Source organism: Streptomyces sp. SID5785 (assembly GCF_009870065.1).
GTDB lineage: Bacteria > Actinomycetota > Actinomycetes > Streptomycetales > Streptomycetaceae > Streptomyces.
This window is the reverse complement of the sequence record NZ_WWIA01000258.1, coordinates 29,538-51,768: the sequence shown is the minus strand read 5'-3', so window position 1 is coordinate 51,768 and position 22,231 is coordinate 29,538. Positions and strand designations below refer to the sequence as shown.

22 protein-coding genes are annotated in these 22,231 nt (G+C 72.0%); 9 read left to right on the top strand and 13 right to left on the bottom strand.

Annotated elements, in window-relative coordinates; all coding sequences use genetic code 11:
* Positions 1 to 66: 66 nt before the first annotated feature.
* On the bottom strand, positions 67 to 837 hold the full coding sequence (locus GTW43_RS08030; protein ID WP_161300940.1) for a SigE family RNA polymerase sigma factor: 771 nt from the start codon (positions 835 to 837) through the stop codon (positions 67 to 69).
* 192 nt (positions 838 to 1,029) lie between these two features.
* Here GTW43_RS08030 and afsQ1 point away from each other — a divergent pair, with 192 nt between their 5' ends.
* From afsQ1 to GTW43_RS08005, 5 genes are all read left to right on the top strand, one after another.
* Positions 1,030 to 1,707: a two-component system response regulator AfsQ1 gene (gene afsQ1, locus GTW43_RS08025; RefSeq protein ID WP_161300939.1), complete on the top strand. Its 678-nt coding sequence runs from the start codon at positions 1,030 to 1,032 to the stop codon at positions 1,705 to 1,707.
* Positions 1,704 to 3,302, top strand: coding sequence for a HAMP domain-containing sensor histidine kinase (locus GTW43_RS08020; RefSeq protein ID WP_161300938.1), 1,599 nt, complete (start codon positions 1,704 to 1,706; stop codon positions 3,300 to 3,302). The genes afsQ1 and GTW43_RS08020 overlap by 4 nt, the downstream gene beginning before the upstream one ends.
* Positions 3,299 to 3,910, top strand: coding sequence for a hypothetical protein (locus GTW43_RS08015; protein ID WP_161300937.1), 612 nt, complete (start codon positions 3,299 to 3,301; stop codon positions 3,908 to 3,910). The genes GTW43_RS08020 and GTW43_RS08015 overlap by 4 nt, the downstream gene beginning before the upstream one ends.
* 58 nt (positions 3,911 to 3,968) lie before the next feature.
* Positions 3,969 to 4,511 carry a VanZ family protein gene (locus tag GTW43_RS08010; RefSeq protein ID WP_161300936.1) on the top strand — a complete coding sequence of 181 codons (543 nt, stop codon included), beginning with the start codon at positions 3,969 to 3,971 and terminating at the stop codon, positions 4,509 to 4,511.
* A gap of 86 nt (positions 4,512 to 4,597) precedes the next feature.
* A complete protein-coding gene (locus GTW43_RS08005) occupies positions 4,598 to 4,798 on the top strand; it encodes a PspC domain-containing protein (RefSeq protein ID WP_161300935.1) in 201 nt (66 codons plus the stop codon).
* Positions 4,799 to 4,876: 78 nt separating this feature from the next.
* Here GTW43_RS08005 and GTW43_RS08000 read toward each other — a convergent pair whose 3' ends face one another.
* Positions 4,877 to 5,212, bottom strand: coding sequence for an ATP-binding protein (locus tag GTW43_RS08000; RefSeq protein ID WP_161300934.1), 336 nt, complete (start codon positions 5,210 to 5,212; stop codon positions 4,877 to 4,879).
* A 113-nt stretch (positions 5,213 to 5,325) separates the two neighbouring features.
* Positions 5,326 to 6,462, bottom strand: a complete 1,137-nt coding sequence (locus tag GTW43_RS07995) for an adenosine deaminase (protein ID WP_161300933.1) — start codon at positions 6,460 to 6,462, stop codon at positions 5,326 to 5,328.
* A 124-nt stretch (positions 6,463 to 6,586) separates the two neighbouring features.
* On the opposite strand from GTW43_RS07995, the gene GTW43_RS07990 reads away from it, so the two are divergent.
* Entirely contained in the window at positions 6,587 to 7,345 is a 759-nt protein-coding gene (locus GTW43_RS07990) for an alpha/beta hydrolase (RefSeq protein WP_161300932.1), read from the top strand.
* A gap of 18 nt (positions 7,346 to 7,363) precedes the next feature.
* Here the strand turns inward: GTW43_RS07990 and GTW43_RS07985 are convergent, their stop codons facing one another.
* Entirely contained in the window at positions 7,364 to 8,500 is a 1,137-nt protein-coding gene (locus tag GTW43_RS07985; protein ID WP_161300931.1) for a hypothetical protein, read from the bottom strand.
* A 132-nt stretch (positions 8,501 to 8,632) separates the two neighbouring features.
* The gene (locus GTW43_RS07980) at positions 8,633 to 9,601 is read right to left on the bottom strand and encodes a LysR family transcriptional regulator (protein WP_161300930.1); all 969 of its coding nucleotides are present in this window, start codon (positions 9,599 to 9,601) and stop codon (positions 8,633 to 8,635) included.
* 63 nt (positions 9,602 to 9,664) lie between these two features.
* Here GTW43_RS07980 and GTW43_RS07975 point away from each other — a divergent pair, with 63 nt between their 5' ends.
* Both GTW43_RS07975 and GTW43_RS07970 read left to right on the top strand, forming a co-directional pair.
* The gene (locus GTW43_RS07975; protein WP_161300929.1) at positions 9,665 to 11,017 is read left to right on the top strand and encodes an MFS transporter; all 1,353 of its coding nucleotides are present in this window, start codon (positions 9,665 to 9,667) and stop codon (positions 11,015 to 11,017) included.
* A gap of 188 nt (positions 11,018 to 11,205) precedes the next feature.
* Entirely contained in the window at positions 11,206 to 12,186 is a 981-nt protein-coding gene (locus GTW43_RS07970) for a sigma-70 family RNA polymerase sigma factor (protein WP_161300928.1), read from the top strand.
* Here the strand turns inward: GTW43_RS07970 and GTW43_RS07965 are convergent.
* A complete protein-coding gene (locus GTW43_RS07965; RefSeq protein WP_343245935.1) occupies positions 12,094 to 12,507 on the bottom strand; it encodes an STAS domain-containing protein in 414 nt (137 codons plus the stop codon). The genes GTW43_RS07970 and GTW43_RS07965 overlap by 93 nt on opposite strands.
* Before the next feature lie 123 nt (positions 12,508 to 12,630).
* Between GTW43_RS07965 and GTW43_RS07960 the strand changes: the two genes are divergently transcribed.
* The gene (locus GTW43_RS07960; RefSeq protein WP_161300926.1) at positions 12,631 to 13,557 is read left to right on the top strand and encodes an AEC family transporter; all 927 of its coding nucleotides are present in this window, start codon (positions 12,631 to 12,633) and stop codon (positions 13,555 to 13,557) included.
* Between the two features lie 134 nt (positions 13,558 to 13,691).
* On the opposite strand, the gene GTW43_RS07955 is transcribed toward GTW43_RS07960, so the two are convergent.
* The 7 genes from GTW43_RS07955 to GTW43_RS07925 form a co-directional block, all read right to left on the bottom strand.
* Positions 13,692 to 14,969: a thymidine phosphorylase gene (locus tag GTW43_RS07955; protein ID WP_161300925.1), complete on the bottom strand. Its 1,278-nt coding sequence runs from the start codon at positions 14,967 to 14,969 to the stop codon at positions 13,692 to 13,694.
* A 139-nt stretch (positions 14,970 to 15,108) separates the two neighbouring features.
* A complete protein-coding gene (locus GTW43_RS37885; protein WP_161300924.1) occupies positions 15,109 to 15,522 on the bottom strand; it encodes a cytidine deaminase in 414 nt (137 codons plus the stop codon).
* Positions 15,519 to 16,784, bottom strand: coding sequence for an ABC transporter permease (locus GTW43_RS37880; RefSeq protein WP_161300923.1), 1,266 nt, complete (start codon positions 16,782 to 16,784; stop codon positions 15,519 to 15,521). Before GTW43_RS37880 ends, GTW43_RS37885 begins: the two co-directional genes overlap by 4 nt.
* A complete protein-coding gene (locus GTW43_RS07940; protein WP_161300944.1) occupies positions 16,781 to 17,908 on the bottom strand; it encodes an ABC transporter permease in 1,128 nt (375 codons plus the stop codon). The genes GTW43_RS37880 and GTW43_RS07940 overlap by 4 nt, the downstream gene beginning before the upstream one ends.
* 5 nt (positions 17,909 to 17,913) lie before the next feature.
* On the bottom strand, positions 17,914 to 19,497 hold the full coding sequence (locus tag GTW43_RS07935) for an ABC transporter ATP-binding protein (RefSeq protein ID WP_161300943.1): 1,584 nt from the start codon (positions 19,495 to 19,497) through the stop codon (positions 17,914 to 17,916).
* A 200-nt stretch (positions 19,498 to 19,697) separates the two neighbouring features.
* Positions 19,698 to 20,753 carry a BMP family ABC transporter substrate-binding protein gene (locus GTW43_RS07930; protein ID WP_161300922.1) on the bottom strand — a complete coding sequence of 352 codons (1,056 nt, stop codon included), beginning with the start codon at positions 20,751 to 20,753 and terminating at the stop codon, positions 19,698 to 19,700.
* Positions 20,754 to 20,988: 235 nt separating this feature from the next.
* Positions 20,989 to 22,050, bottom strand: coding sequence for a BMP family ABC transporter substrate-binding protein (locus GTW43_RS07925; RefSeq protein WP_161300921.1), 1,062 nt, complete (start codon positions 22,048 to 22,050; stop codon positions 20,989 to 20,991).
* Between the last annotated feature and the right edge of the window lie 181 nt (positions 22,051 to 22,231).

Below are 22,231 nucleotides of genomic sequence, written 5' to 3'. Positions count from 1 at the left end.
CCCGCCGCGATCCCCCCGATCCACACCCCGCTCCCCCGAGCGGGGCCCCCGTTCCCCCCGGAGGGCCTAGGCGACCAGCTCGCCGAAGGACTCCTCCAGGTCCCGGCCGAAGCTCAGGACCTCGTCATCACGCAGCCGCCGCAGCGACCGCCAGATGCTGGACTTGACCGTGCCGACGCTGATGTCGAGGATCTCCGCGATCTCCGGGTCGGTACGGCCCTCGTAGTAGCGCAGCACGAGCATCGTGCGCTGCAGTTCGGGCAGCCGCGCCAGCGCCTGCCACAGCACGGCCCGCAGCTCGGTGCCGCGCATCGCGTCCGTGTCGCCGACCGTCTCCGGCAGCTCCTCGGTCGGGTACTCGTTCAGCTTGCGGCGGCGCCACGCGCTGATGTGCAGATTGGTCATGGTGCGGCGGAGGTAGCCCCCGACCGCGGCCTTGTCGCTGATCCGGTCCCAGGCCCGGTACGTGGAGAAGAGGGCGCTCTGCAGCAGGTCCTCGGCCTCGAACCGGTCACCGGTCAGGTGGTAGGCGGTGGCGTACAGAGAGGCGCGACGCTCCTGGACGTAGGCCGTGAACTCGGCCTCCGACAAGGAGACGTGCCGCTCCCCCGAGCCCTCTCCGTACGCTGCTCCCCCGTGAACTCCCCCGTGAGTTCCCCCCTCGGGAACCGCCGGTGCGTCAACCACCGTCATGTAACCCGGGTGCTGACGCCCGGTGCCGCGAGCGCACCCCCGCCCGCTCACGGCACCGGACTTCTCGTGCCGCTCGGTGCGGACCGTGACGTCGTGAAGACGCGTGACAACTGCGCTTGAGGTGGTGCTGTGCAGCGTGTTCATCTTGCGCCCCCCGTCGTGGAGTCCGTTTCCCGAGCTCGCTTCCTTGCGATGTCGAAAAGCTTGCCCGGGCCATTTCATGGCCGTGTCCGTCGACTGTCACAGGCCTGTCACAGGGCTCCGGGCGGTGCGGGTCATGTGTGGGACCGGTCCCACGGTCGAACTAAAGGCCAGTGATGGGCCAGAATGGCGCTCGTGCCTTCCCTGTTGCTGATCGAGGACGACGACGCCATCCGCACGGCCCTGGAGCTGTCTCTTACGCGCCAGGGCCATCGGGTGGCCACCGCTGCCACCGGCGAGGACGGTCTGAAGCTGTTGCGCGAGCAGCGGCCGGACCTGATCGTCCTTGACGTGATGCTGCCGGGCATCGACGGATTCGAGGTGTGCCGGCGCATCCGGCGCACCGACCAGTTGCCGATCATCCTGCTCACCGCGCGCAGTGACGACATCGACGTCGTGGTCGGGCTGGAGTCCGGTGCCGACGACTACGTGGTGAAACCGGTGCAGGGGCGGGTGCTCGACGCCCGGATCCGGGCGGTGCTGCGGCGCGGCGAGCGCGAGGCCAACGACGCGGCGTCGTTCGGTTCGCTGGTGATCGACCGGGCCGCGATGACCGTCACGAAGAACGGCGAGGACCTCCAGCTCACGCCGACCGAGCTGCGGCTGCTCCTCGAGCTGAGCCGGCGGCCGGGGCAGGCGCTGTCCCGCCAGCAGCTGCTGCGGCTTGTGTGGGAGCACGACTACCTCGGTGACTCGCGGCTGGTCGACGCGTGTGTGCAGCGGCTGCGCGCGAAGGTCGAGGACGTGCCGTCGTCGCCGACCCTGATCCGTACCGTGCGGGGCGTCGGCTACCGGCTGGACTCGCCTCAGTGACCGATCCGCACCACACGCCCGGCGGGCTCGCCGGCGCCAAGAAGGCCCTGCGCTTCACGAGTCTGCGGCTGCGCCTGGTCGTCGTGTTCGCGCTCGTGGCGCTGACCGCCGCGGTGTCGGCGTCCGGGATCGCGTACTGGCTGAACCGCGAGGCGGTGCTGACCCGGACCCAGGACTCGGCGCTGAGCGACTTCCGGCAGGAGATGCAGAACCGGGCGGCGGTGCTGCCCGAGCACCCCACGCAGGGCGAGCTGCAGCACGCGGCGAACCTGATGGCCGACAGCAGTCAGCACTTCAGCGTGCTGCTCACCGCCACCGACGAGAACGGCCGCACGGTCGTGGGCAACTCCGACCTGGACGCCTTCACGCCCGCCGACGTGCCGGCCTCGCTGCGCAAGGCGGTCAACGAGAAGCAGAAGGTCACCGACAGCAACGAGGCCTCGTACCACCTGTACTGGCAGCGGATCACGCAGGACGGCACGCCGTACCTGGTGGGCGGCGCGCGGGTGAACGGCGGTCCGGCCGGATACATGCTCAAGTCGCTGGAGCCCGAGGCCAAGGACCTCAACTCGCTGGCCTGGTCGCTGGGGATCGCGACGGGACTCGCGCTGATCGGTTCGGCGCTGCTCGCGCAGGCCGCCGCGGCGACGGTGCTCAAGCCGGTGCACCGGCTCGGGGTGGCCGCGCGCCGGCTCGGCGAGGGCAAGCTGGACACCCGGCTGCGGGTGTCGGGCACGGACGAACTGGCCGACCTGTCGCGGACGTTCAACCGGACGGCGGAGAGCCTGGAGAAGAAGGTCGCCGACATGAGCGCCCGTGAGGAGGCCTCGCGGCGGTTCGTCGCCGACATGTCGCACGAGCTGCGCACTCCGCTGACCGCGATCACCGCGGTGACCGAGGTCCTGGAGGAGGAGCTCGACGCGGAGACCGGCTCGGTGGACCCGATGATCGAGCCCGCGGTGCGGCTCGTGGTCAGCGAGACCCGGCGGCTGAACGACCTGGTCGAGAATCTGATGGAGGTCACCCGCTTCGACGCGGGCACCGCCCGGCTCGTCCTGGACGACCTCGACATCGCCGACCAGATCACGGCGTGCATCGACGCCCGCGCCTGGCTGGACGCCGTCGAGCTGGACGCCGAGCGGGGCATGACGGCCCGGCTCGACCCGCGCCGCCTCGACGTGATCCTCGCCAACCTGATCGGCAACGCGCTCAAGCACGGCGGCTCCCCCGTGCGGGTCTCGGTGCGCACGGAACCCCGCGGCGAGGGCTCCGACCTGGTCATCGCCGTACGCGACCACGGGCCCGGCATCCCCGAGGACGTGCTGCCGCACGTCTTCGACCGGTTCTACAAGGCCAGCGCGTCCCGGCCGCGCTCGGAGGGCAGCGGGCTCGGCCTGTCCATCGCGCTGGAGAACGCCCACATCCACGGCGGCGAGATCACCGCGGCCAACTCCCCCGACGGAGGTGCCGTGTTCACACTGCGGCTGCCGCGCGGCGACGATCCGCAGACACAGGCGGACGAGGCCGCGCAGGACGCGGACACCGCGGACGCCCCGCACCGCCGCAGCTCCCGGGAAGGCGGTGGCGGCCGGTGAGGCGCGGAGTGCGGACGGTGGGCCTGTCCGTGCTGGCGGCGGTGCTGCTGGCCGGCTGCGGGATCCGCTCGACGGAGGTGCCGACGGACTTCGGCGGGGCGCCGACCCGGGTGGGCTGTTCGCTGTCGTCGCCCGACGGCACCGAGGAGGTGGGGACGCGGGCGGGCGCCGAGTTCGCCGTGCAGGTGTACCTCGTGTGCACGTCGCAGCTGGTGACGGTGGACCGCACGGTGACGCTGGAGCGGCGCGGCTCCTCGGACCGGGTGGCGGTCGCGCGCGAGCTCCTCGCCGAGCTGTCCCGCAGGCCGTCGGCGGCGGAGTCGCGGGCCGGGTACTCGACGGACGTGGCCGCGCGGACCCGCGTGGCGGGCCCGCAGAAGGACGATCCGGCCGACGCGCTGCGGCTGAACACGCCGCCGGACGACCTGTCCCCCTACGCGCTCGCGCAGATCGTGTGCACGTTCGCGAACAGCAAGGTGACCGCCGAGGACGGCGATCACGTGGTGCTCGGCGGGCCCGGTGACGACGCGCTGCGCAGCTACGAGTGCTCGGACGCGGTGAAGGCGCGGCCAGGGCTGATCCCGGCCCCGGCCGAAACCGTGGGGTGACGCGAGTCATCCGGAATCCACCGGAACCGATTCTCCCGCGGGCGGCGTCTTGGGGGGCGTGCAGCACCATCGCCCGGGCGGCCACAGGGCCGCGGCCCACTTCCGTACGGCGGGACTCGTCGTCCTCGCCGGACATCTCCTACTCGTCGCGTGGTTCACGCTGCGGCCGCTGGACGTGCCCTGGGTGAGCGCCGCGAATCTGCATCCGCTGGCCGGGATCCGGGCCGATCTGGAGCTCGGCTGGCGTACCGGCGGGCGGCGGATCGGCGGGGGTCTGCTGCTGCTCGCCCCGCTCGGGGTGCTGCTGCCGCTGGCCGGCGGGCGGCTCCAGGTCTCGGCGTGGGGTTCGCTGGTGCGTACGGTCGCGGCGGGCGCGCTGATCTCGCTCGGCATCGAGCTGCTGCAGACCGGGGTGCCGGGGCAGGTCGTGGACGTGGACTCGCTGCTGCTCAACACGGTGGGCGTCGCGCTCGCGCACGTGGCCGTGGTGCCCGCGGTGCGGGCCCGGCTCCGCCGCGGGTCCGGGGGTGCGCCCCTCCCCGCGGACGAGCCGGCTCAGGGTCCGACCCCGACGATTCCCAGGGTCGGCATCGCCCCGTGAGGTGACGTTTCACCCGCTTCGTGACCGTACGGTCGAAGACGTAAGCACCACACGTCCACGATCCACGGTTCGCGAAGGAGCCCACCATGACCGCCCTGGCCCGCCCCACGAACGGACGGATGATCGGCGGAGTGTGCGCAGCGCTGGCACGGCGCTTCGGCACCTCCGCGACCACGATGCGCGTGATCTTCCTGCTGTCCTGTCTGCTGCCCGGCCCGCAGTTCCTGCTCTACATCGCCCTGTGGGTGCTGCTGCCGAGCGAGGGCCGGGTCCGCCAGGCCTGGTGACCGCCTCACCCACCGACGACGCCGAAGGGGCGCACTCCGCGGATCGCGGGGTGCGCCCCTTCGGGCGTGCGGGCCGGGTCAGCCGAGCGGCAGGCCCTGGGTGGGCAGGCCCTGCGTCGGCAGGCCGCCGAGCAGGCCCGAGACCGGGTCGCCGCCGTCGGCGAGCTTGGCGACGGCCGGCTGGGCGGCGGCGACACCGCTGCCCACGGCGCTCTGCGCGGCGCTGACGGCCTGCGGGGTACCGGCCGGCAGGGTGCTCGCCGCCTGCTCGACCGGAACGATCGAGCTGACGGAGCCGAGGGCCCCAGCGGCGTCCGGGACGGCCGGGGCGGCGTTCGCGGCACCGGCACCGGCGGCGGCGAAGGCGGCACCGAGAGCGGCGACACCGAGGGTCTTCACAGCAGACTGCTTCATGGGTCCCTTGTTCCTGGTTCCTTGGGAATGGGTCGGTTCTCGGCAAACACCGGGGGCCACTGTGGAGTTACTCAGTCGTCAACCTGGTGTTGACCGGAATCAACCATTCCGGTCTACCGGAACAGCCACTCCGAGCGCAGTTCGGCGTAGCGCGGCTTCACCACGTCGTTGATCATCGCGAGCCGTTCGTCGAACGGGATGAAGGCCGACTTGAGGGCGTTCACCGTGAACCACTCGAGGTCGGTGAGGGAGTACCCGAAGGCCTCGACCAGCAGGGCGAACTCACGGCTCATCGACGTCCCCGACATCAGCCGGTTGTCCGTGTTCACCGTCACCCGGAACCGCAGCTCGCGCAGCAGCCCGATCGGGTGCTCGGCGATCGAACTCGCCGCGCCCGTCTGGAGGTTGGACGACGGGCACATCTCGAGCGGGATGCGCTTGTCGCGCACGTACGAGGCGAGGCGGCCGAGCGTGACCGTGCCGTCCCCGCCGTCCGTGACGATGTCGTCGATGATGCGCACGCCGTGGCCGAGCCGGTCGGCACCGCACCACTGCAGGGCCTGCCAGATCGACGGGAGACCGAACGCCTCGCCCGCGTGGATCGTGAAGTGGTTGTTCTCGCGCTTGAGGTACTCGAACGCGTCGAGGTGCCGGGTGGGCGGGTAGCCGGCCTCGGCGCCCGCGATGTCGAATCCGACCACGCCCGAGTCCCGGTAGCGGTTGGCCAGTTCGGCGATCTCCAGGGCGCGGGCCGCGTGCCGCATGGCGGTGAGCAGGGCGCCGACCCGGATGCGGTGGCCGCTCTCCTTCGCGCGCCGCTCGCCCTCCCGGAAGCCGGCGTTGACCGCCTCGACGACCTGTTCGAGGCTGAGGCCCTTCTCGAGGTGCTGCTCGGGGGCGTACCGGATCTCCGCGTAGACGACGCCGTCCTCGGCGAGGTCCTCGGCGCTTTCGGCGGCGACGCGGAACAGCGCCTCCTCGGTCTGCATGACGGCACAGGTGTGCGAGAACGTCTCCAGGTAGCGCTCCAGCGAGCCCGAGTCGGCCGCGTCGCGGAACCAGACGCCGAGCTTGTCGGGGTCGGTCTCCGGCAGGTTCGTGTAGCCCTGCTCGCCGGCCAGGTCGACGATCGTGCCGGGGCGCAGGCCACCGTCGAGGTGGTCGTGGAGCAGCACCTTGGGAGCGCGGCGGATCTGGTCCGGGCTCGGGACCCGGAGTCGGTCGGGGTGCACGGTCGTCTGGCTCGTCATTGCCGCACCCTAACGCCTACGCGCGTAGACTGCACCGGTGCGGCGACGGAAAACGATCCGTCGATACGTAACAGTGACCCGGTGGACGGGTCGCGTCCATCGGCGCTTCTGACACTGTTCTGTCATGCAGCAGGAAGCGACGCAGGACCGCGCGGCCAGGCTCGGCAAGGCGGCCGGGCCCGTGCCCGGAGCGGTGGGAGGGGTGGCGCTGCTGCTGCCCTCCGGCGAGGAGCACTCCACCCGCAGACCCTCACCGCTGGCCGCCACGGCCCTGCGCCCGCTGGCCCGCAGACTCACCCGCGCGGGCCGCGACGAGGGCCTGGTCACGCACGCCGTGCACTACCGCGGCCGCGGCTGGAACGGCGCACAGGCCGAACTGGTCCGCGACGCGCGCTGGGCCGCCGACGAGGTGGTGCGCCGCTACGGCGACGTACCGGTCTGCCTCGTCGGCGTCGGCATGGGGGCGCGCGCCGCTCTGCACGCCGCCGGCCACACCGCCGTCAACTCCGTGCTCGCCCTGGCCCCCTGGCTGCCCGAGGACGACGTCGCGGCGCCGCCCGAACCGGTGAAGCAGCTCGCCGGCCGGCACGTCCTGATCGTGCACGGCACCGACGACCGGCGCACCGACCCGGAGTTGTCCTTCCGGCTCGCCGGGCGCGCCAAGAAGGCCAACCGCGACGTGTGCCGCTTCGAGGTCCACTCGGACGGGCACGCCCTGCACCAGCACCGCTCCGAAGTCGCCGCCCTCGCGGTGGACTTCACGCTCGGGACGCTCTTCGCCCGGCCCTTCTCCCGTCCGCTCCGGGACGCCCTGGCCGCGCCGCCACCCATCGGACTGCGGATGCCGCTGGCGGCGGGTTTCGGCCGGACGCTACCGCGATGATCCGGGGCCGGGACCGCCTCAGTCGCCGCCCAGGGCGTGCAGCGCCCCCAGCACGAACGGCGCGTCCTTCTTCCCCGCCAGCACGAGGACCGTCCGGTCGCCGTCCACGCACTCGATGACGACCACGTACTCACCGCGCCGCGGCGGGGCGAACGGCGGGTCGCCGCGCAGGAGTTCGCGCACCCGCCGCACGCGCAGGGTCGGCGGCAGCGGGATCAGTGCCACGCGCCCGGCGGGGTCCGTGGTGACGGCGGGCGGTCCCTCACCGGCGACGAGGTGGCCGTACCCGGCCCTGCTGTACGGGACGTCACCGTGCACCACGGCGGTGAGCACCCTGCGGCGGACGAGCGGGGCGGGGACGAGACGCGCGGCGCCGCGGCGCATGCGGTGCACGACCCACCACGACAGGAGCGCGGACAGCGGCAGTGCGCCGAGCACGGACCACGCGGTGAACTCCAGGCCCGACCAGACGTCGTCGGCCGCGAGGAGCACCACGGGAAAGCCCGTCCCGCCCACGAGCGCCCCCGCGATCATGCCGACGGGTGCGGCCGGGGACAGGGCCTCCCCCGGGACGTCCGGCCGGTGGCGCAGGAACCAGGCGTACCAGAGCGTCCCGAGCCCGAAGGCGAGCAGGACGACGGCGAACGCGCCGGGCAGCCGCCCGTCGTGGGCCGGCGAGAGGCGGGCCGTCGCGGAGTGCTCCCCGCGGCGCACCTCACGGACCGTGTCGCGCCAGTACGTGGCCGTGACCCGGTCGCCGGGCCGGACCCCGGCGTAGAGGGCCGTGCCGGACGGCAGCCGGACGCGGTGCTCCGCGCCCGTGCCCCGGTCGTCGAGGACCAGGTAGTACTTGGTGCTCCTGCCGCTGGTGTCGCGGTCCTTGCGCCGCACGGTCGCCTCCGCGCTCACCCGGCAGGTGTCGGCGCGGGTGGTGCCCGCGGGACAGTCCGGGGCGGCCGCGTAGGCGCGGTTGTCCGCCTCGGCCGGCACGATCAGGGCGAACAGGACCGCGCCGAGCAGCACGAGCAGCGTGCCGATGTACGTGCTGCGGGCGAGCCGCCTGGCATGCCCCGCCCGGTACGCGACGTGCGCGGGCGCCTCGCCCCGGCCGCTCTCCCCCGGCCCCGCAGGACCCGTACGCCCCGACTCCGGCATCTGCCGCACCCCACCCCGTCCGTACCGTTCCGTCCCGCCCCTGCGCACAAGCCTGCACCGTGCGCCGCCGCGCAGCCAGGTCGGCTCCGGGCACCGCTCGCGCCCCGCAGTCTGCCGGGGCGCGGCAAACGGCTACTCCGGGGCCGCCTGCTCCGGGAGCAGCCGGCCGCGGCGCGACAGCAGGAACCGCTTGAACGCTGCGACCGGCGGTGTGTCCGGGTGACCCTCCAGCCAGGCCACGCCGATCTCGCGCACCGCGCGCTGCCCCGTCACCGCCAGCTCCACGACACCGGGGCGCGGCACCGCGGGCGGCGGCAGGAGCGCGACGCCGAGGCCCGCCGCGACCAGGCCCCGCAGCGTCTCCGCCTCCTCGCCCTCGAACGCGACGCGGGGCGTGAACCCGGCCTCGGCGCACAGGTCGTCGGTGATGCGGCGCAGCCCGTAGCCCGGTTCGAGGGTCACGAAGGTCTCGTCGGCGGCCTCGGCGAGCCGGATCCGCTTGCGGGCGGCGAGCCGGTGGTCCTCCGGGACGACCAGACGCAGCCGCTGCTCGTCGAGGCGGCGGGCGACGAGTCCGGGCGCGTCCGGCACCGGGGAGGTCAGGCACAGGTCGAGCTCGCCGGCCCGCAGCCGCTCCAGCATCGCCTCGCCGTAGTTCTGCACGAGACTGAAGCGGATGCGCGGGTGGTCGGCGCGGAAGGCGCGGATCAGGCCGGGCACGGTCTCGGTGCCCATCGTGTGCAGGAAGCCGAAGGCGACCTTGCCGGACTCCGGGTCGGCGTCGGCCCGGACGGACTCGGCGGCCTTGCCGACCTCGCCGAGCGCGCGCTCGACGGAGCCGAGGAAGGTGCGGCCCGCCGGGGTGAGGGACACGGTGCGGCCGTGGCGGGCGAACAGGTCGACGCCCAGGTCCCGTTCGAGCCGGGCCAGCGCGCGCGACAGCGTGGACTGCGGGACGTCCAGCTCCTGCGCGGCGCGCGTCACGTGCTCGGTGCGGGCCACGGCGGCGAAGTACGCCAGCCGCGGCGCGAGCAACGTGACCATGTCTTCTGTGTCACCGAGAAGTGACAGGCGCGGCCCCGACCTGTGCTCATGCTGCATGGGAACGATTATGGACGGTTCATGCATTGGACGCATCAGTCGAGGTCGGCCTACGTTCGGGGCATGCCTCCTGCCAGTAGCCAGGCGGCCGCCACCCCCGCGGTCGCCGCCCCCGCTCTCCCCGCACCCTCCGCGCCGTCCGCCCCTGCGCCCGCTCCGGCCGCGTCCGACGACACCGGCCCGCGCGACACCCGTATGACGCCGGGCGGCCCCGGCTACCGCCGGATGAGCCTCGCGCTGTTCCTCGCCGGCGTCGCCACCTTCGCGCTCCTCTACTCCACCCAGGCCCTGCTGCCCCTCGTCTCCGCGGACTTCGGCGCGAGCGCGAGCACCGCGAGCTGGACCGTGTCCGGGGCGACCTTCGCGCTCGCGGTGTGCGTGCTGCCGCTGAGTGCCCTGTCCGAGCGGTTCGGGCGGCGCGCGGTGATGACGGCCTCACTGGCGGTGGCCGTCGCGGTCGGGCTGCTGGTCCCCTTCGCGCCGTCGCTCGGCGTCCTGATCGCGCTGCGCGCTCTGCAGGGCGCCGCGCTGGCCGGGCTGCCCGCCTCCGCGATGGCGTACCTGGCGGAGGAGGTGCGGCCGAAGGCACTGGTCGGGGCCATCGGACTGTTCGTCGCGGGCAACTCCATCGGCGGCATGAGCGGCCGGGTCGTGGGCGGCTGGATCGCCCAGGCCTGGGGCTGGCGCGCGGCCGTCGGCGTCATCGGGGTCATGGCCGTGGTGTGCGCCGTCGCGTTCCGGCTGCTGCTGCCCGCGCCGCGGCACTTCGTGCCCGGCTCGCTGCGCCCGCGCGCCCTGGCCCGCACGGTCGCCGGCCACCTCGGCAACCCGCTGCTGCGCCGCCTGTACGTGATCGGCGCCCTGTTCATGACGGTGTTCGGCGCGGTCTACACCGTGATCGGCTACCGGCTGAGCGCCGCCCCGTTCTCGCTCCCGCAGGGCGTCGTCGGCTCGATCTTCCTCGTGTACCTCGTCGGCACGCTGTCCTCGGCGGCGGCCGGCCGGCTCGTCGCGCGGCTCGGCCGGCGCGGCACCCTGTACCTGGCCGCCGGCACGACGATGACGGGCCTGCTGCTCGCGCTCGTCCCGCTCTTCCCCGTCGTCCTGCTCGGGCTGGTGCTGATCACGGCCGGGTTCTTCGCCGGGCACGCGACGGCCTCGTCCTCGGTCAGCCACACCGCGACGCACGGCCGCGCACAGGCGTCCGCGCTGTACCAGTCCGCCTACTACGTGGGCTCCAGCGTCGGCTCGGCCGTCGGCGCCCTGGCCTTCCACGCCGAGGGCTGGGCCGGCACGGTCGGCCTCGGCTTCGTGGCCGTGCTCGGCGTCGTCTCCCTGACTCTGTGGGGGACGTACGCGGCCCGGTCGCAGCGACGGACCGCCCCGGCTGCGCGACGCACGGTGACCGCCCACTGAGTCCGGGCGCGCCACCCGTCCCAGGCGCCCCACCCGTCCCTGGCACCCCACCCGTCCCCGGCGTTCCCACAACGGCCCTCGGACCTGCGCGTTTTGCGGGTCCGGGGGCCATTGTCAGTGGGCTGCGGTAGCTTTCGAAGTGCTGGAGATGTGTGGGTAGTCACAGCCGCTATGGGGGCGTGGGGACGATGAGCGACACCGCGACACAGCCGGGACTCGAGGACCTGGAGAAGCACCGGGTCGAGCTGACCGGGTACTGCTACCGGATGCTGGGATCGGCGTTCGAGGCCGAGGACGCCGTGCAGGACACGATGGTGCGCGCCTGGCGCAGCTTCGACAAGTTCGAGGGCCGCTCCTCGCTGCGCTCCTGGCTCTACCGCATCGCGACGAACGTCTGCCTGGATCTGCTGAACGCGGGCAACAAGCGGGCCCGTCCGATGGACCTGACCGCCGCGGCCCCGCTCGCGCAGGCCGCCCTGACCCCGCGCCCGGACAATGTGTGGCTGGAGCCGATGCCCGACGCCCGCGTCCTGCCGACCGTGCACGACCCGGCGGAGGCCGCGGTCGCGAAGGAGTCCGTGCGGCTCGCGTTCGTCGCGGCCCTGCAGCAACTGCCGCCGAAGCAGCGGGTGGTGCTCCTCCTGCGCGAGGTCCTCGCGTGGAAGGCGAGCGAGGTCGCCGAGCTGCTGGACACGACGGTCGCGTCGGTGAACAGCGCGCTTCAGCGGGCGCGGGCGACGCTGGCGGAGGCCCCGCCCGCCGACTCGGCGACGGCGGACCCGCTCGACGACGAGCAGCAGAAGCTCCTCGAGCGCTATGTCACGGCCTTCGAGGGCTACGACATGAAGGCGCTGACGGAGCTCCTCGCCGAGGACGCCGTCATGACGATGCCGCCGTTCGACCTCTGGCTGCGCGGCACGGACGACATCACGGGCTTCATGCTCACGATCGGCCACGAGTGCGAGAACTCGCGGCTGCTGCCGGTCTCGGCGAACGGGACGCCCGCGTTCGCCCACTACAAGCCCGATCCGGAGCACGGCGGTTACACGCCGTGGGCCATCCAGGTCCTGGAGATCTCAGAGGGCCGGATCGCCGGATTCCACTGTTTCCTGGACCTCGGCAAGCGGTGGTTCCCGCTCTTCGGGGTCCCCGAGCACCTGGACGCCTGAGCCGGGGCCGGCCCGGCCCTCGGCGGCCAGCACCCCGTCGAAGCCGGTGATGCCGAGCAGGAGCGCGAGGCGGGGGGACGGATCGCGCAGGCGTATCCGTCCGCCGGCCCGCCGCGCGGCGAGCTGCATCCGGGCGAGCGCGTCCAGCGTGGCGAGGTCGGTGCTCGTCACGGCGGAGACGTCGCACACGACCGTGCGCACCCCCGCGTCCGCGGGGGCCCCGCCCAGGGCGGTGCGGACACGGTCGCAGAGCTGTGGTGCGTCACCGGCGCGGATCGGCCCGGCGAGCACCACGACACCAGGATTCGATGAAGCAGCCACGTAGTCATGACCGCGCGGCCGCGCGGAACTCATCGGCGGCACGCGGACACGCGGCGTGTGCCGCGTCACGTCGGAGTGGATCACTGTTGACCGGCGGTTCCCGCGCGCCCGAGGGTGGAGCCCGTGCAAGGGGTTCTGAACGGGTTCGCGGTCATCGCCGTCGTCATCGGTGTCGGCTATCTCATCGGCCGCAAGGGGTATCTGGGCCCGTCCGGCCGTGAGGTGCTCACCAAGCTCGCCTTCCATGTGGCGACGCCCGCGCTGCTGTTCACGATGCTCGCGAAGGCCGACCTGTCGCTGATCCTCTCGCCGAGCCTGCTCGTCACGGCCCTGTCGACGCTGGCGGTCGCCGGGGTCTTCGTGGCCGTGGCGGTCGTCCGCGGCTGGGGCGTGGGCCGCACCACGATCGGCGCGCTGTGCTCCAGCTACGTCAACTCGGGGAACCTGGGCATCCCGATCGCCGTGTACGTGCTCGGGGACGCGTCCCTCGTGGCGCCCGTGCTGCTGTTCCAGCAGATCGTGGTGACGCCGGTCGCGCTGACCGTCCTCGACCTCGCCCAGGCGTCCGGGACGCGGCAGACCTGGTGGCAGCGGGTGCTCACCCCGTTCCGGAACCCCATCGCGATCGGGGCGCTCGCGGGGGTCGTGGTCTCGGCGACGGGCTGGACGGTGCCGTCGCCGGTGTTCGACCCGCTGGAACTCATCGCGAACATGTCGGTGCCGGCGATCCTGATCGCCTTCGGCATCTCGCTGTGCGGCAGTTCCTGGCCGGGCGGGCCGGGAGCGGACCGGACGCCCGTCCTGCTGTCAGCGGCGCTCAAGTCCGTGGGCCAGCCCGTCGCGTCCTGGGCGCTCGCGGTGTTCGTCTTCGGGCTGAGCGGGGAGCGGCTGCTCGACGTGGTGGTGACCTCCGCGCTCCCGGCCGCGCAGAACCTCTTCACCTACGCGAGCCGTTACGAGGTGGGCGAGCGGCTGGCCCGGGAGTCGATCCTGCTGTCGACGATGGCGTCGGTGCCGGTGCTCGTGGTGGTGGCGGCCCTGTTGGGCTGAGCCGTCGGCGGTCGAGGGGTCGCCGTCAGTGCGCTCATGGCGGTCTCCTTGTCGGTGCGTCACCGATACCAGCACGCCGAACGAGACCGGTGGCGGTCCACCGATCCCGTTCACCCGGACGAGGACATCGCAGGTCAGGCGATACGTTCCCGCACGATCGACGGGGCCGTGAAGGGCGTGCCGGCCGGTGCGACGTCGTACGCCCCGTCCAGCGCCTCCAGGGCGTATCCGAACCGCTCGGGCGTGTCCGTGTGCAGGGTCATCAGGGCCTGGCCCGCGAACACCGAGTCCCCCGGCTTCGCGTGGAGTTCGACCCCGGCCGCCGCCTGCACCGGGTCCTCCTTGCGGGCCCGGCCCGCCCCGAGGCGCCAGGCGGCGAGGCCGACGCCCAGCGCGTCGAGCCGGGTCAGCACCCCGGACGCGCGGGCCGTCACCACGTGGGTCTCGCGGGCCGTGGGCAGCGCCGCCGCCGGGTCGCCGCCCTGCGCGGCGATCATCCGCCGCCACGCGTCCATCGCCGAGCCGTCGGCGAGCGCCTCGGCGGGGTCGGCGTCCTTGAGGCCCGCGGCGTCGAGCATCTCGCGGGCCAGCGCCAGGGTCAGTTCGACCACGTCCGCGGGGCCGCCGCCGGCCAGCACCTCGACGGACTCGCGCACCTCGAGCGCGTTGCCCGCGGTGAGCCCGAGCGGAGTGTCCATGTCGGTCAGGAGGGCGACGGTGGGCAGCCCGTGGTCGGCGCCGAGGCCCACCATCGTGCGGGCGAGCTCGCGGGCCGCGCCGATGTCCTTCATGAAGGCACCGGAGCCGACCTTCACGTCGAGGACCAGCGAACCGGTGCCCTCGGCGATCTTCTTCGACATGATCGAGGAGGCGATGAGCGGGATGCACTCGACGGTCGCGGTGACGTCGCGCAGGGCGTAGAGCTTCTTGTCGGCGGGGGCGAGGCCGCTGCCCGGGGCGCAGACGACGGCCCCGACGTCCTCGAGGGTGCGCATCATCTGCGCGTTGTCGAGGTCCGCGCGCCAGCCGGGCACCGCCTCGAGCTTGTCGAGCGTGCCGCCGGTGTGGCCGAGGCCGCGCCCGGACAGCTGGGGCACGGCGGCGCCGCACGCGGCGACGAGCGGGGCGAGCGGCAGCGTGATCTTGTCGCCGACACCGCCGGTGGAGTGCTTGTCGGCGGTGGGCCGGGACAGGGTGGAGAAGTCCATCCGCTCGCCCGAGTCGATCATCGCGGCGGTCCAGCGGGCGATCTCCGCGCGGTCCATCCCGTTGAGGAAGATCGCCATGGCGAGGGCCGACATCTGCTCGTCGGCGACGTCGCCGCGCGTGTAGGCGCCGACGACCCAGTCGATCTGCTCGTCGGTGAGGCGGCCCCGGTCCCGCTTGGTACGGATGACGGAGATGACGTCCATGGCGTTCCTTCCAGTTCCGGCCGGTTCCGGCGCGGCCCGCGTGCGCTGGGCCCCGCCGACTCTACGCGCATAGACACCGGGGAGAGAAGAGGGCCCCGCCAACTCGGCGGGACCCTCTCGGCGTTGGCGCGCCCGGTCGCTACGCGTCCAGGTGCTCCGGCCCGAAGGCGTCCGGGAGCAGCTCCCCGAGCGGGCGCACCCCCGACGCCGTCTCCAGGAGGAGCTCCTTGCCGCCGAACTCGTAGAGCAGCTGGCGGCAGCGGCCGCACGGCATGAGCAGCTCGCCCTTGCCGTCGACGCACGTGAAGTGGGTCAGCCGGCCGCCGCCGGTCAGCTGCAGCTGGGAGACGAGCCCGCACTCGGCGCACAGCCCGATGCCGTACGAGGCGTTCTCCACGTTGCAGCCGGACACGGTGCGGCCGTCGGCGACCCGGGCCGCCGCGCCGACGGGGAAGCCCGAGTACGGGGCGTACGCGCGGGACATCGCCTCGCGTGCGGCCTCGCGCAGGGCCTCCCAGTCGACGGCGTCGGCCGGGTCGGCGTGGCTGGTCACTTGCCCTGGCCCTTCCGGTAGGGCTGGCCGTCGGCCTTCGGCATGCGCAGGCGCTGGGCCGAGAAGGACAGGACGAGCAGCGTGACGATGTACGGGGTGGCGGTGACGAGCTGGGTCGGCACGTCGTCCGTCGTGGCGTACCAGGCTGCCATCCCGGCGGCGGCGACGGCGCAGACGACACCGGCGACGTACTTCTTCCTGACGAGGGTCCAGATCGCGGCGATGACCAGGAGGAGGGCCACGAGGAGGAGCAGCGCGTGGACGTTCTCGGTGCCGCCGCGCAGCTTGAGGCTGTCGGTGTAGCCGAACAGACCGGCGCCGAGGGCGAGTCCGCCCGGCATCCAGTTGCCGAAGATCATCGCGGCGAGACCGATGTAGCCCTTACCGGCCGTCTGCCCCTCCAGGTAGAAGGGGTTGGCGACGATCGACAGGAAGGCGCCGCCGAGGCCGGCCAGGCCGCCGGAGATGATGACGGCCAGGTACTTGTACTTGATCACGTTGACGCCGAGCGACTCGGCGGCGACGGGGTTCTCGCCGCAGGAGCGCAGCCGCAGGCCGAAGGCCGTGCGCCACAGCACCCACCAGGTGAACGGCACGAGCGCCACGGCGACGATCGTGAGCGGCGACAGGCTGGTGACCAGGCCGCCGAGGAGCCCGGCGATGTCCGAGATCAGGAACCAGTGTTTCTCGTTCAGGGTGGTGAGCCAGTCGGAGAGCCCCGGCACGGTGATCGTGCCGAGCGAGTCCACGGGCGGCGACTGCTTGGTGGTGCCGCCCTCGACGCCCTCGAACGCGAAGTTGGAGAGGTAGCGGGTGACGCCGAGCGCGAGGATGTTGATGGCCACACCGGAGACGATGTGGTTCACGTTGAAGGTGACCGTGACGACGGCGTGCAGCAGTCCGCCGAGCGCACCGCCGAGGATGCCCGCGAGGACACCGACCCAGGGGCCCCACTGGTAGCCCGCCCAGGCGCCGAACCAGGTGCCGAGGATGAGCATGCCCTCGAGGCCGATGTTGACGACGCCGGCCCGCTCCGCCCACAGGCCGCCGAGTCCGGCGAGCCCGATCGGGATGGCGAGCTGGAGGGCGGTGGCCATCTGGCTGACGTTGGTGATGCCGTCGGCGTCGGTGATCAGGCGGACCAGGGAGGTCAGCGCGAGGACACCGGCGATGACGAGCATCAGGACGGGCAGGGAGACGCGTCGGCGGCCGGGTGCGGGCTGCGACGCGGGCTTCTTGTCGAGGACCGTGGTCGTGCTCATCGGGCAGCCGCCTCCTTCTTCAGTTCCGTGGTGTTCTCGGCGGCGGCGACGGCGAGTTCGATGCCGACCCGGCGCTGCTGGCGGCGCTGGCCCCAGACGCGTACGGCCTCGTAGGAGACGACGACGGCGATCGTGATGATGCCCTGCATGATCACCGCGATCTCCTTGTCGTAGCCCTGCAGGTCGAGTTCCTGCGAGGCCTTCTCCAGCCAGGAGATGAGGAGTGCGGCGAAGGCGATGCCGACCGGCGAGTTGCGGCCGAGCAGGGCGATGGTGATGCCCTGGAAACCGATCGTGGTCGGGAAGGTGAGCGAGTACGTGTGGGTGTCGCCGAGCAGCAGCGGCAGCCCGGCGAGGCCGGCCAGCGCGCCCGAGACGAGCATCGCGGTGAGGACCATGCGCTTGGCGTCGACGCCGGAGGCGGCCGCGGCGGACTCGGAGGCGCCGGTGGCGCGCAGGTCGAAGCCGAAGCGGGTGCGGTTGAGCACGAACCAGTAGGCGACACCGAGCAGCGCCGCGATGACGACGAAGCCGTAGATCTCGCCGACGCCCTCGCCCATGTTGATCCCGGGGAACCAGCCGGACTCGTGCATGACGCCGGTCGTCTTGTTGTTGCCGACCTGCACGCCGAAGACCTCGGGCAGGTAGAGGTAGCCGATGAGGCTGGAGGCGATCGAGTTCAGCATGATCGTCGCGACGACCTCGCTGACGCCGCGGGTCACCTTGAGGATGCCCGCGATGCCGGCCCACATGGCGCCGGTGAGCATCGCGATGAGGATCAGCATCGGGATCTGCACGAAGCCCGGCAGGGCCACCTTCGCGCCGACGATGGCGGCGACGACGGCGGCGAGCCGGTACTGGCCGTCCACACCGATGTTGAAGAGGTTCATGCGGAAGCCGATGGCGACCGCGAGCGCGGCGAGGTAGTACATGCCGGCCTGGTTGATGATCAGGACCTGCACGTCGGAGAAGGTCGCCTGCTCGAACATGATGCTGTACGGCTCGATCGGGCTCTTGCCCGAGGCGACCAGCACCACCGAGGTGAGGACGACGGCGGTCAGCAGGGCGATGACCGGCCCCGAGACACCGAGGAGCAGCCGCTCCTTGTCGAACTTGTTCTTCATCGCCATCAGGACTCGTCCTCCGCCTGCCGCGCCGCGGGCACCTCGGCGGCGTCTTCGCTTACGTGTTCCAGGTGGCCGGAGGCCGCGCCGGTCATCGCCGAACCCAGCTCCTCGGGCGTGATGGTGGCCGGGTCGGCGTCGGCGACGAGCCTGCCGCGATAGATCACGCGCAGGGTGTCCGAGAGGCCGATCAGCTCGTCCAGGTCCGCCGAGATCAGCAGGACGGCCAGGCCCTCGCGGCGGGCCTCGCGGATCTGGTCCCAGATCTGGGCCTGCGCGCCGACGTCGACGCCGCGCGTCGGGTGCGCGGCGATGAGGAAGCGCGGCTTGTGGCTCATCTCGCGGCCGACGATCAGCTTCTGCTGGTTGCCGCCGGACAGGGAGGCGGCGGTGACGTCGATGCCGGGCGTACGGACGTCGTACTCCTCGACGATGCGGCGGGTGTCCGCCTGCGCCGCCTTGATGTCGATGAGCACGCCGCGCGCGTTGGGCTTCTCGGTGACGTGGCCGAGGATGCGGTTCTCCCAGAGCGGCGACTCCAGGAGCAGGCCGTGCCGGTGACGGTCCTCGGGGATGTACCCGATGCCCTGCTCGCGGCGCTTGCGGGTGGCCCAGGCGGTGATCTCCTCGGCCTCGAGCGCGATGGTGCCGGAGTCGGCGTGCTTGAGGCCGATGAGCGCGTCGATCAGCTCGGTCTGGCCGTTGCCCTCGACACCCGCGAGGCCGAGGACCTCGCCGGCGTGGAGAGTGAAGGAGATGTCGTCGAGCAGCGGGCGGCCGCCCTCGGCATCGAGCCGGAGGCTGTCGACGGTGAGCACCGGCCGGTCGGTGACGGTGGACTCGGCGGTCTCCGGCGTGGGCAGTTCGGAGCCGACCATCAGCTCGGCGAGCTGCTTGGGCGTCGTCTCCGCGGGGACCGCGGTGCCGACGGTGGTGCCGCGCCGGATGACGGTGATCTCGTCGGCGACGGAGAGGACCTCGCCGAGCTTGTGCGAGATGAAGATGACGGACAGGCCCTCGGCCTTGAGCTCGCGCAGGTTGTCGAAGAGCGCGTCGACCTCCTGCGGGACGAGCACGGCGGTCGGCTCGTCGAGGATCAGGGTGGTGGCGCCGCGGTAGAGGACCTTGAGGATCTCGACGCGCTGGCGGTCGGCGACGCCGAGGTCCTCGACGAGGAGGTCGGGGCGGACCCCGAGGCCGTACCGGTCGGATATCTCGAGGATCTTGCGGCGGGCCCTGGCGCCGATGCCGTAGAGCTTCTCGCTGCCGAGGACCACGTTCTCGAGGACCGTGAGGTTGTCGGCGAGCATGAAGTGCTGGTGCACCATGCCGATGCCGCGCGCGATGGCGTCGGCGGGCGAGGCGTACGTGACGGTCACGCCGTCGATCGCGATGGTGCCCTCGTCCGGCTTCTGCATGCCGTAGAGGATCTTCATCAGGGTCGACTTGCCGGCCCCGTTCTCGCCGACGAGGGCGTGCACGGTGCCCTTGACGACGGTCAGGTGGATGTCGTGGTTGGCGACGACACCGGGGAAGCGTTTGGTGATGCCGGTCAGTTCGACGGCCGGCGGGCTGCTGGACGCGTTGATGGCGCACTCTCCTGAGAGAAGGGGGCCTTCTACACGCGTAGAGCCCCTACGGCAGTACGAAGTGGACGCGAGCCGGTCAATTCGGGCGAATCGCCGGGAGGTGATGGCCTCCGCCGCCCGCCGCGAACGGGGCACGGACCGGTCCCGGCGCTGTGCGCGCCGGGGCGTCCCGCACCCCGTCCCCCACTCGTGTCCCGAGGTTACGGCTTGCTCTTGACCTTGATCTTGCCGCTGGTGATGCCCGTCTCGGCAGCCTTCAGCGCCTTCTGAATCTCATCGTTACCGGAGAACTCCGGGTTCGAGTCCGCGAGACCCACCTCGCCCGACTTCAGGTCGCCGGTGACGACGCCCGACTCCGGCTTGCCGTCCTGCACCGACTGGGCCAGGTTGAACACGGCCTCCGCGACGTTCTTCGTGGCCGAGGTGAGGATGCTGTCCTTGTACTTGGCCAGCGCCTTCTGGCTGTACTGGTCCGAGTCGACGCCGATCGCCCAGACCTTCTTGGCGGCGGCGGCCTCGATGACGCCCTGACCGGACAGGCCCGCCGCGTGGTAGACCACGTCGGCGCCCTTCTCGATCTGCGCCTCGGCGGCGGTCTTGCCCTTGTCCGGGCTGGAGAAGCCGCCCTCCTCCGCGGTCTCGCTCAGGTACTGCTTGACGACCTTGACCTTGGGGTTCGTGTCCTGGGCGCCCTGCGTGAAGCCCGCCTCGAACTTGTGGATCAGGGGGACGTCGACGCCTCCCACGAAGCCCACGGTGTTCGACTTGGTCGCCTTGGCCGCGGCGACACCCGCGAGGTAGGAGGCCTCCTGCTCGCTGAAGACGAGGTCCGCGACGTTCTTCGCCTGGACCGTCGAGTCGTCGACGATGCCGAAGGTGGTCTTCGGGTACTTCGCGGCGGCCGCCTTCACCGCCGGGGCGTACGCGAAGCCGACACCGACGACCGGGTTGTAGCCGGCCTTCGCGAGGGAGACCAGGCGGGCGGTCTTGTCCGCGTCCGTCTCGCCGTCGGTCGGCTCCTGGTCCTCGCCCTTGTAGCCGAACGCCTTCTCGGCCTTCACCATGCCCGCGTACGCGGCGTCGTTGAAGGACTGGTCGCCGCGGCCACCGACGTCGTACGCGAGGGCGAGGCCCTTGGACTTGCCGCCGTTCTCCTTGCCGGCGGCGTCGCTGGACGTGCCGCCACAGGCGGTGAGGGAGGCGGCGAGGGCGACGGTCGCAGTGCCTGCGAGCGCGATGCGGGAAACGCGGCGCATGGGATGAGCTCCTTGGGTACAAGCACCGACGACGGTCCGGACGGCGCTGGCTTCGCCGCAGATTAACGCGCGTAGAACGCTCGTTGAAGACCCCCCGGAAGACCGTTATCGGTCCGTACTGAAAACGACGGTAAGCGATGTTGTACGGACATACAGGTGCACCCCGGCCCAGGGCCTGTCGGGCAGGCGGGCCGGGGTGCGACGCGGCGTGGGTGCCGGGCGGGGACGGGTCCCGCTACGGCTTCGTGGCCACGGTGACCTTGCCGTCGATGATGTCCTGCTTGGCCTTCGCCACCGCGTCGGCCAGGCCCGGGATCTCCTTGTACTTCGGGTTCGTCTCGGTGATGCCGACGCCGCCCGCCTTGAGGTCGAAGCGGGTCTCGCCGGACAGCGGCTTGCCGTCCTTCACGGACTTCGCCAGCTCGTACACGGCCCGGCCGACGTCCTTGGTCGCCGACGTCAGGATGTAGTCCTTGTACGCGGCGAGCGGCTTCTGCTCGTACTGGTCCGAGTCGACGCCGATGGCCCACTTCTTCTGGGCGGCGGCGGCCTCGATGACGCCCTGGCCGGACAGGCCCGCCGCGTGGTAGATCACGTCGGCGCCCTTCTCGAGCTGGGCCTGGGCTGCGGTCTTGCCCTTGTCCGGGCTGGAGAAGCCGCCCTCCTGCGCCGTCTCGGTCAGGTACTGCGTCAACACCTTGACCTTGGGGTTCGTGTCCTTGACGCCCTGCACGAAGCCGGCCTCGAACTTGTGGATCAGCGGCACGTCCACGCCGCCCACGAAGCCCACGGTGTCCGCCTTCGTCGCCTTCGCGGCGGCGACACCCGCGAGGTAGGAGCCCTGCTCCTCGCTGAAGACGAGGTCCGCGACGTTCTTCGCCTGGACCGTCGAGTCGTCGATGATGCCGAAGGTGGTCTTCGGGTACTTCGCGGCGGCCGCCTTCACCGCCGGGGCGTACGCGAAGCCGACGCCGACCACGGGGTTGTAGCCCTTCTTGGCCAGCGCGCCCAGCCGGGCGATCTTGTCCGCGTCGCTCTCGCCGTCGCTCGGCTCCTGGTCGGCGCTCTTGTAGCCGAACTCCTTGTCCGCCTTGACCATGCCCGAGTACGCGGCGTCGTTGAAGGACTGGTCGCCGCGGCCGCCGACGTCGTACGAGATGGCGAGGCCGAGGTTCTTCGCCTTGGCCTCGTCGCCCGCCTTGTCGGCGCTGGTGCCGCCGCAGGCGGTGGCCGCGAGGGCGAGACCGGTGACGGCCACAGCTATGTGCGTGAGCCGGGACGTACGAGATCGACGCATGATGGGCTGCTCCTTCGTCAACACGCCACGCGGGGCGCAGAGTTCGGCGGAGCGTAACGCGCGTAGAAGAACCGGGGAACCCGATTCGCCCCCGCCGTTACCGATTCGTGCCGGGCCCCGGTAAAACCTGCGTGACGCAAGGTGAGCAAGCCGGGGAAAAGGGGCTTCTCACGGGCCGCTC

Excerpts from the sequence above, each read along its gene's own strand:
- GTW43_RS08030 (WP_161300940.1), bottom strand. The coding sequence starts at position 837 with ATGAACACGCTGCACAGCACCACCTCAAGCGCAGTTGTCACGCGTCTT.
- GTW43_RS08005 (WP_161300935.1), top strand. The coding sequence starts at position 4,598 with ATGACCGCCCTGGCCCGCCCCACGAACGGACGGATGATCGGCGGAGTG.
- GTW43_RS08000 (WP_161300934.1), bottom strand. The coding sequence starts at position 5,212 with ATGAAGCAGTCTGCTGTGAAGACCCTCGGTGTCGCCGCTCTCGGTGCC.
- GTW43_RS07995 (WP_161300933.1), bottom strand. The coding sequence starts at position 6,462 with ATGACGAGCCAGACGACCGTGCACCCCGACCGACTCCGGGTCCCGAGC.
- GTW43_RS07990 (WP_161300932.1), top strand. The coding sequence starts at position 6,587 with ATGCAGCAGGAAGCGACGCAGGACCGCGCGGCCAGGCTCGGCAAGGCG.
- GTW43_RS07985 (WP_161300931.1), bottom strand. The coding sequence starts at position 8,500 with ATGCCGGAGTCGGGGCGTACGGGTCCTGCGGGGCCGGGGGAGAGCGGC.
- GTW43_RS07980 (WP_161300930.1), bottom strand. The coding sequence starts at position 9,601 with ATGCAGCATGAGCACAGGTCGGGGCCGCGCCTGTCACTTCTCGGTGAC.
- GTW43_RS07975 (WP_161300929.1), top strand. The coding sequence starts at position 9,665 with ATGCCTCCTGCCAGTAGCCAGGCGGCCGCCACCCCCGCGGTCGCCGCC.
- GTW43_RS07970 (WP_161300928.1), top strand. The coding sequence starts at position 11,206 with ATGAGCGACACCGCGACACAGCCGGGACTCGAGGACCTGGAGAAGCAC.
- GTW43_RS07955 (WP_161300925.1), bottom strand. The coding sequence starts at position 14,969 with ATGGACGTCATCTCCGTCATCCGTACCAAGCGGGACCGGGGCCGCCTC.
- GTW43_RS37880 (WP_161300923.1), bottom strand. The coding sequence starts at position 16,784 with ATGAGCACGACCACGGTCCTCGACAAGAAGCCCGCGTCGCAGCCCGCA.
- GTW43_RS07940 (WP_161300944.1), bottom strand. The coding sequence starts at position 17,908 with ATGAAGAACAAGTTCGACAAGGAGCGGCTGCTCCTCGGTGTCTCGGGG.
- GTW43_RS07930 (WP_161300922.1), bottom strand. The coding sequence starts at position 20,753 with ATGCGCCGCGTTTCCCGCATCGCGCTCGCAGGCACTGCGACCGTCGCC.
- GTW43_RS07925 (WP_161300921.1), bottom strand. The coding sequence starts at position 22,050 with ATGCGTCGATCTCGTACGTCCCGGCTCACGCACATAGCTGTGGCCGTC.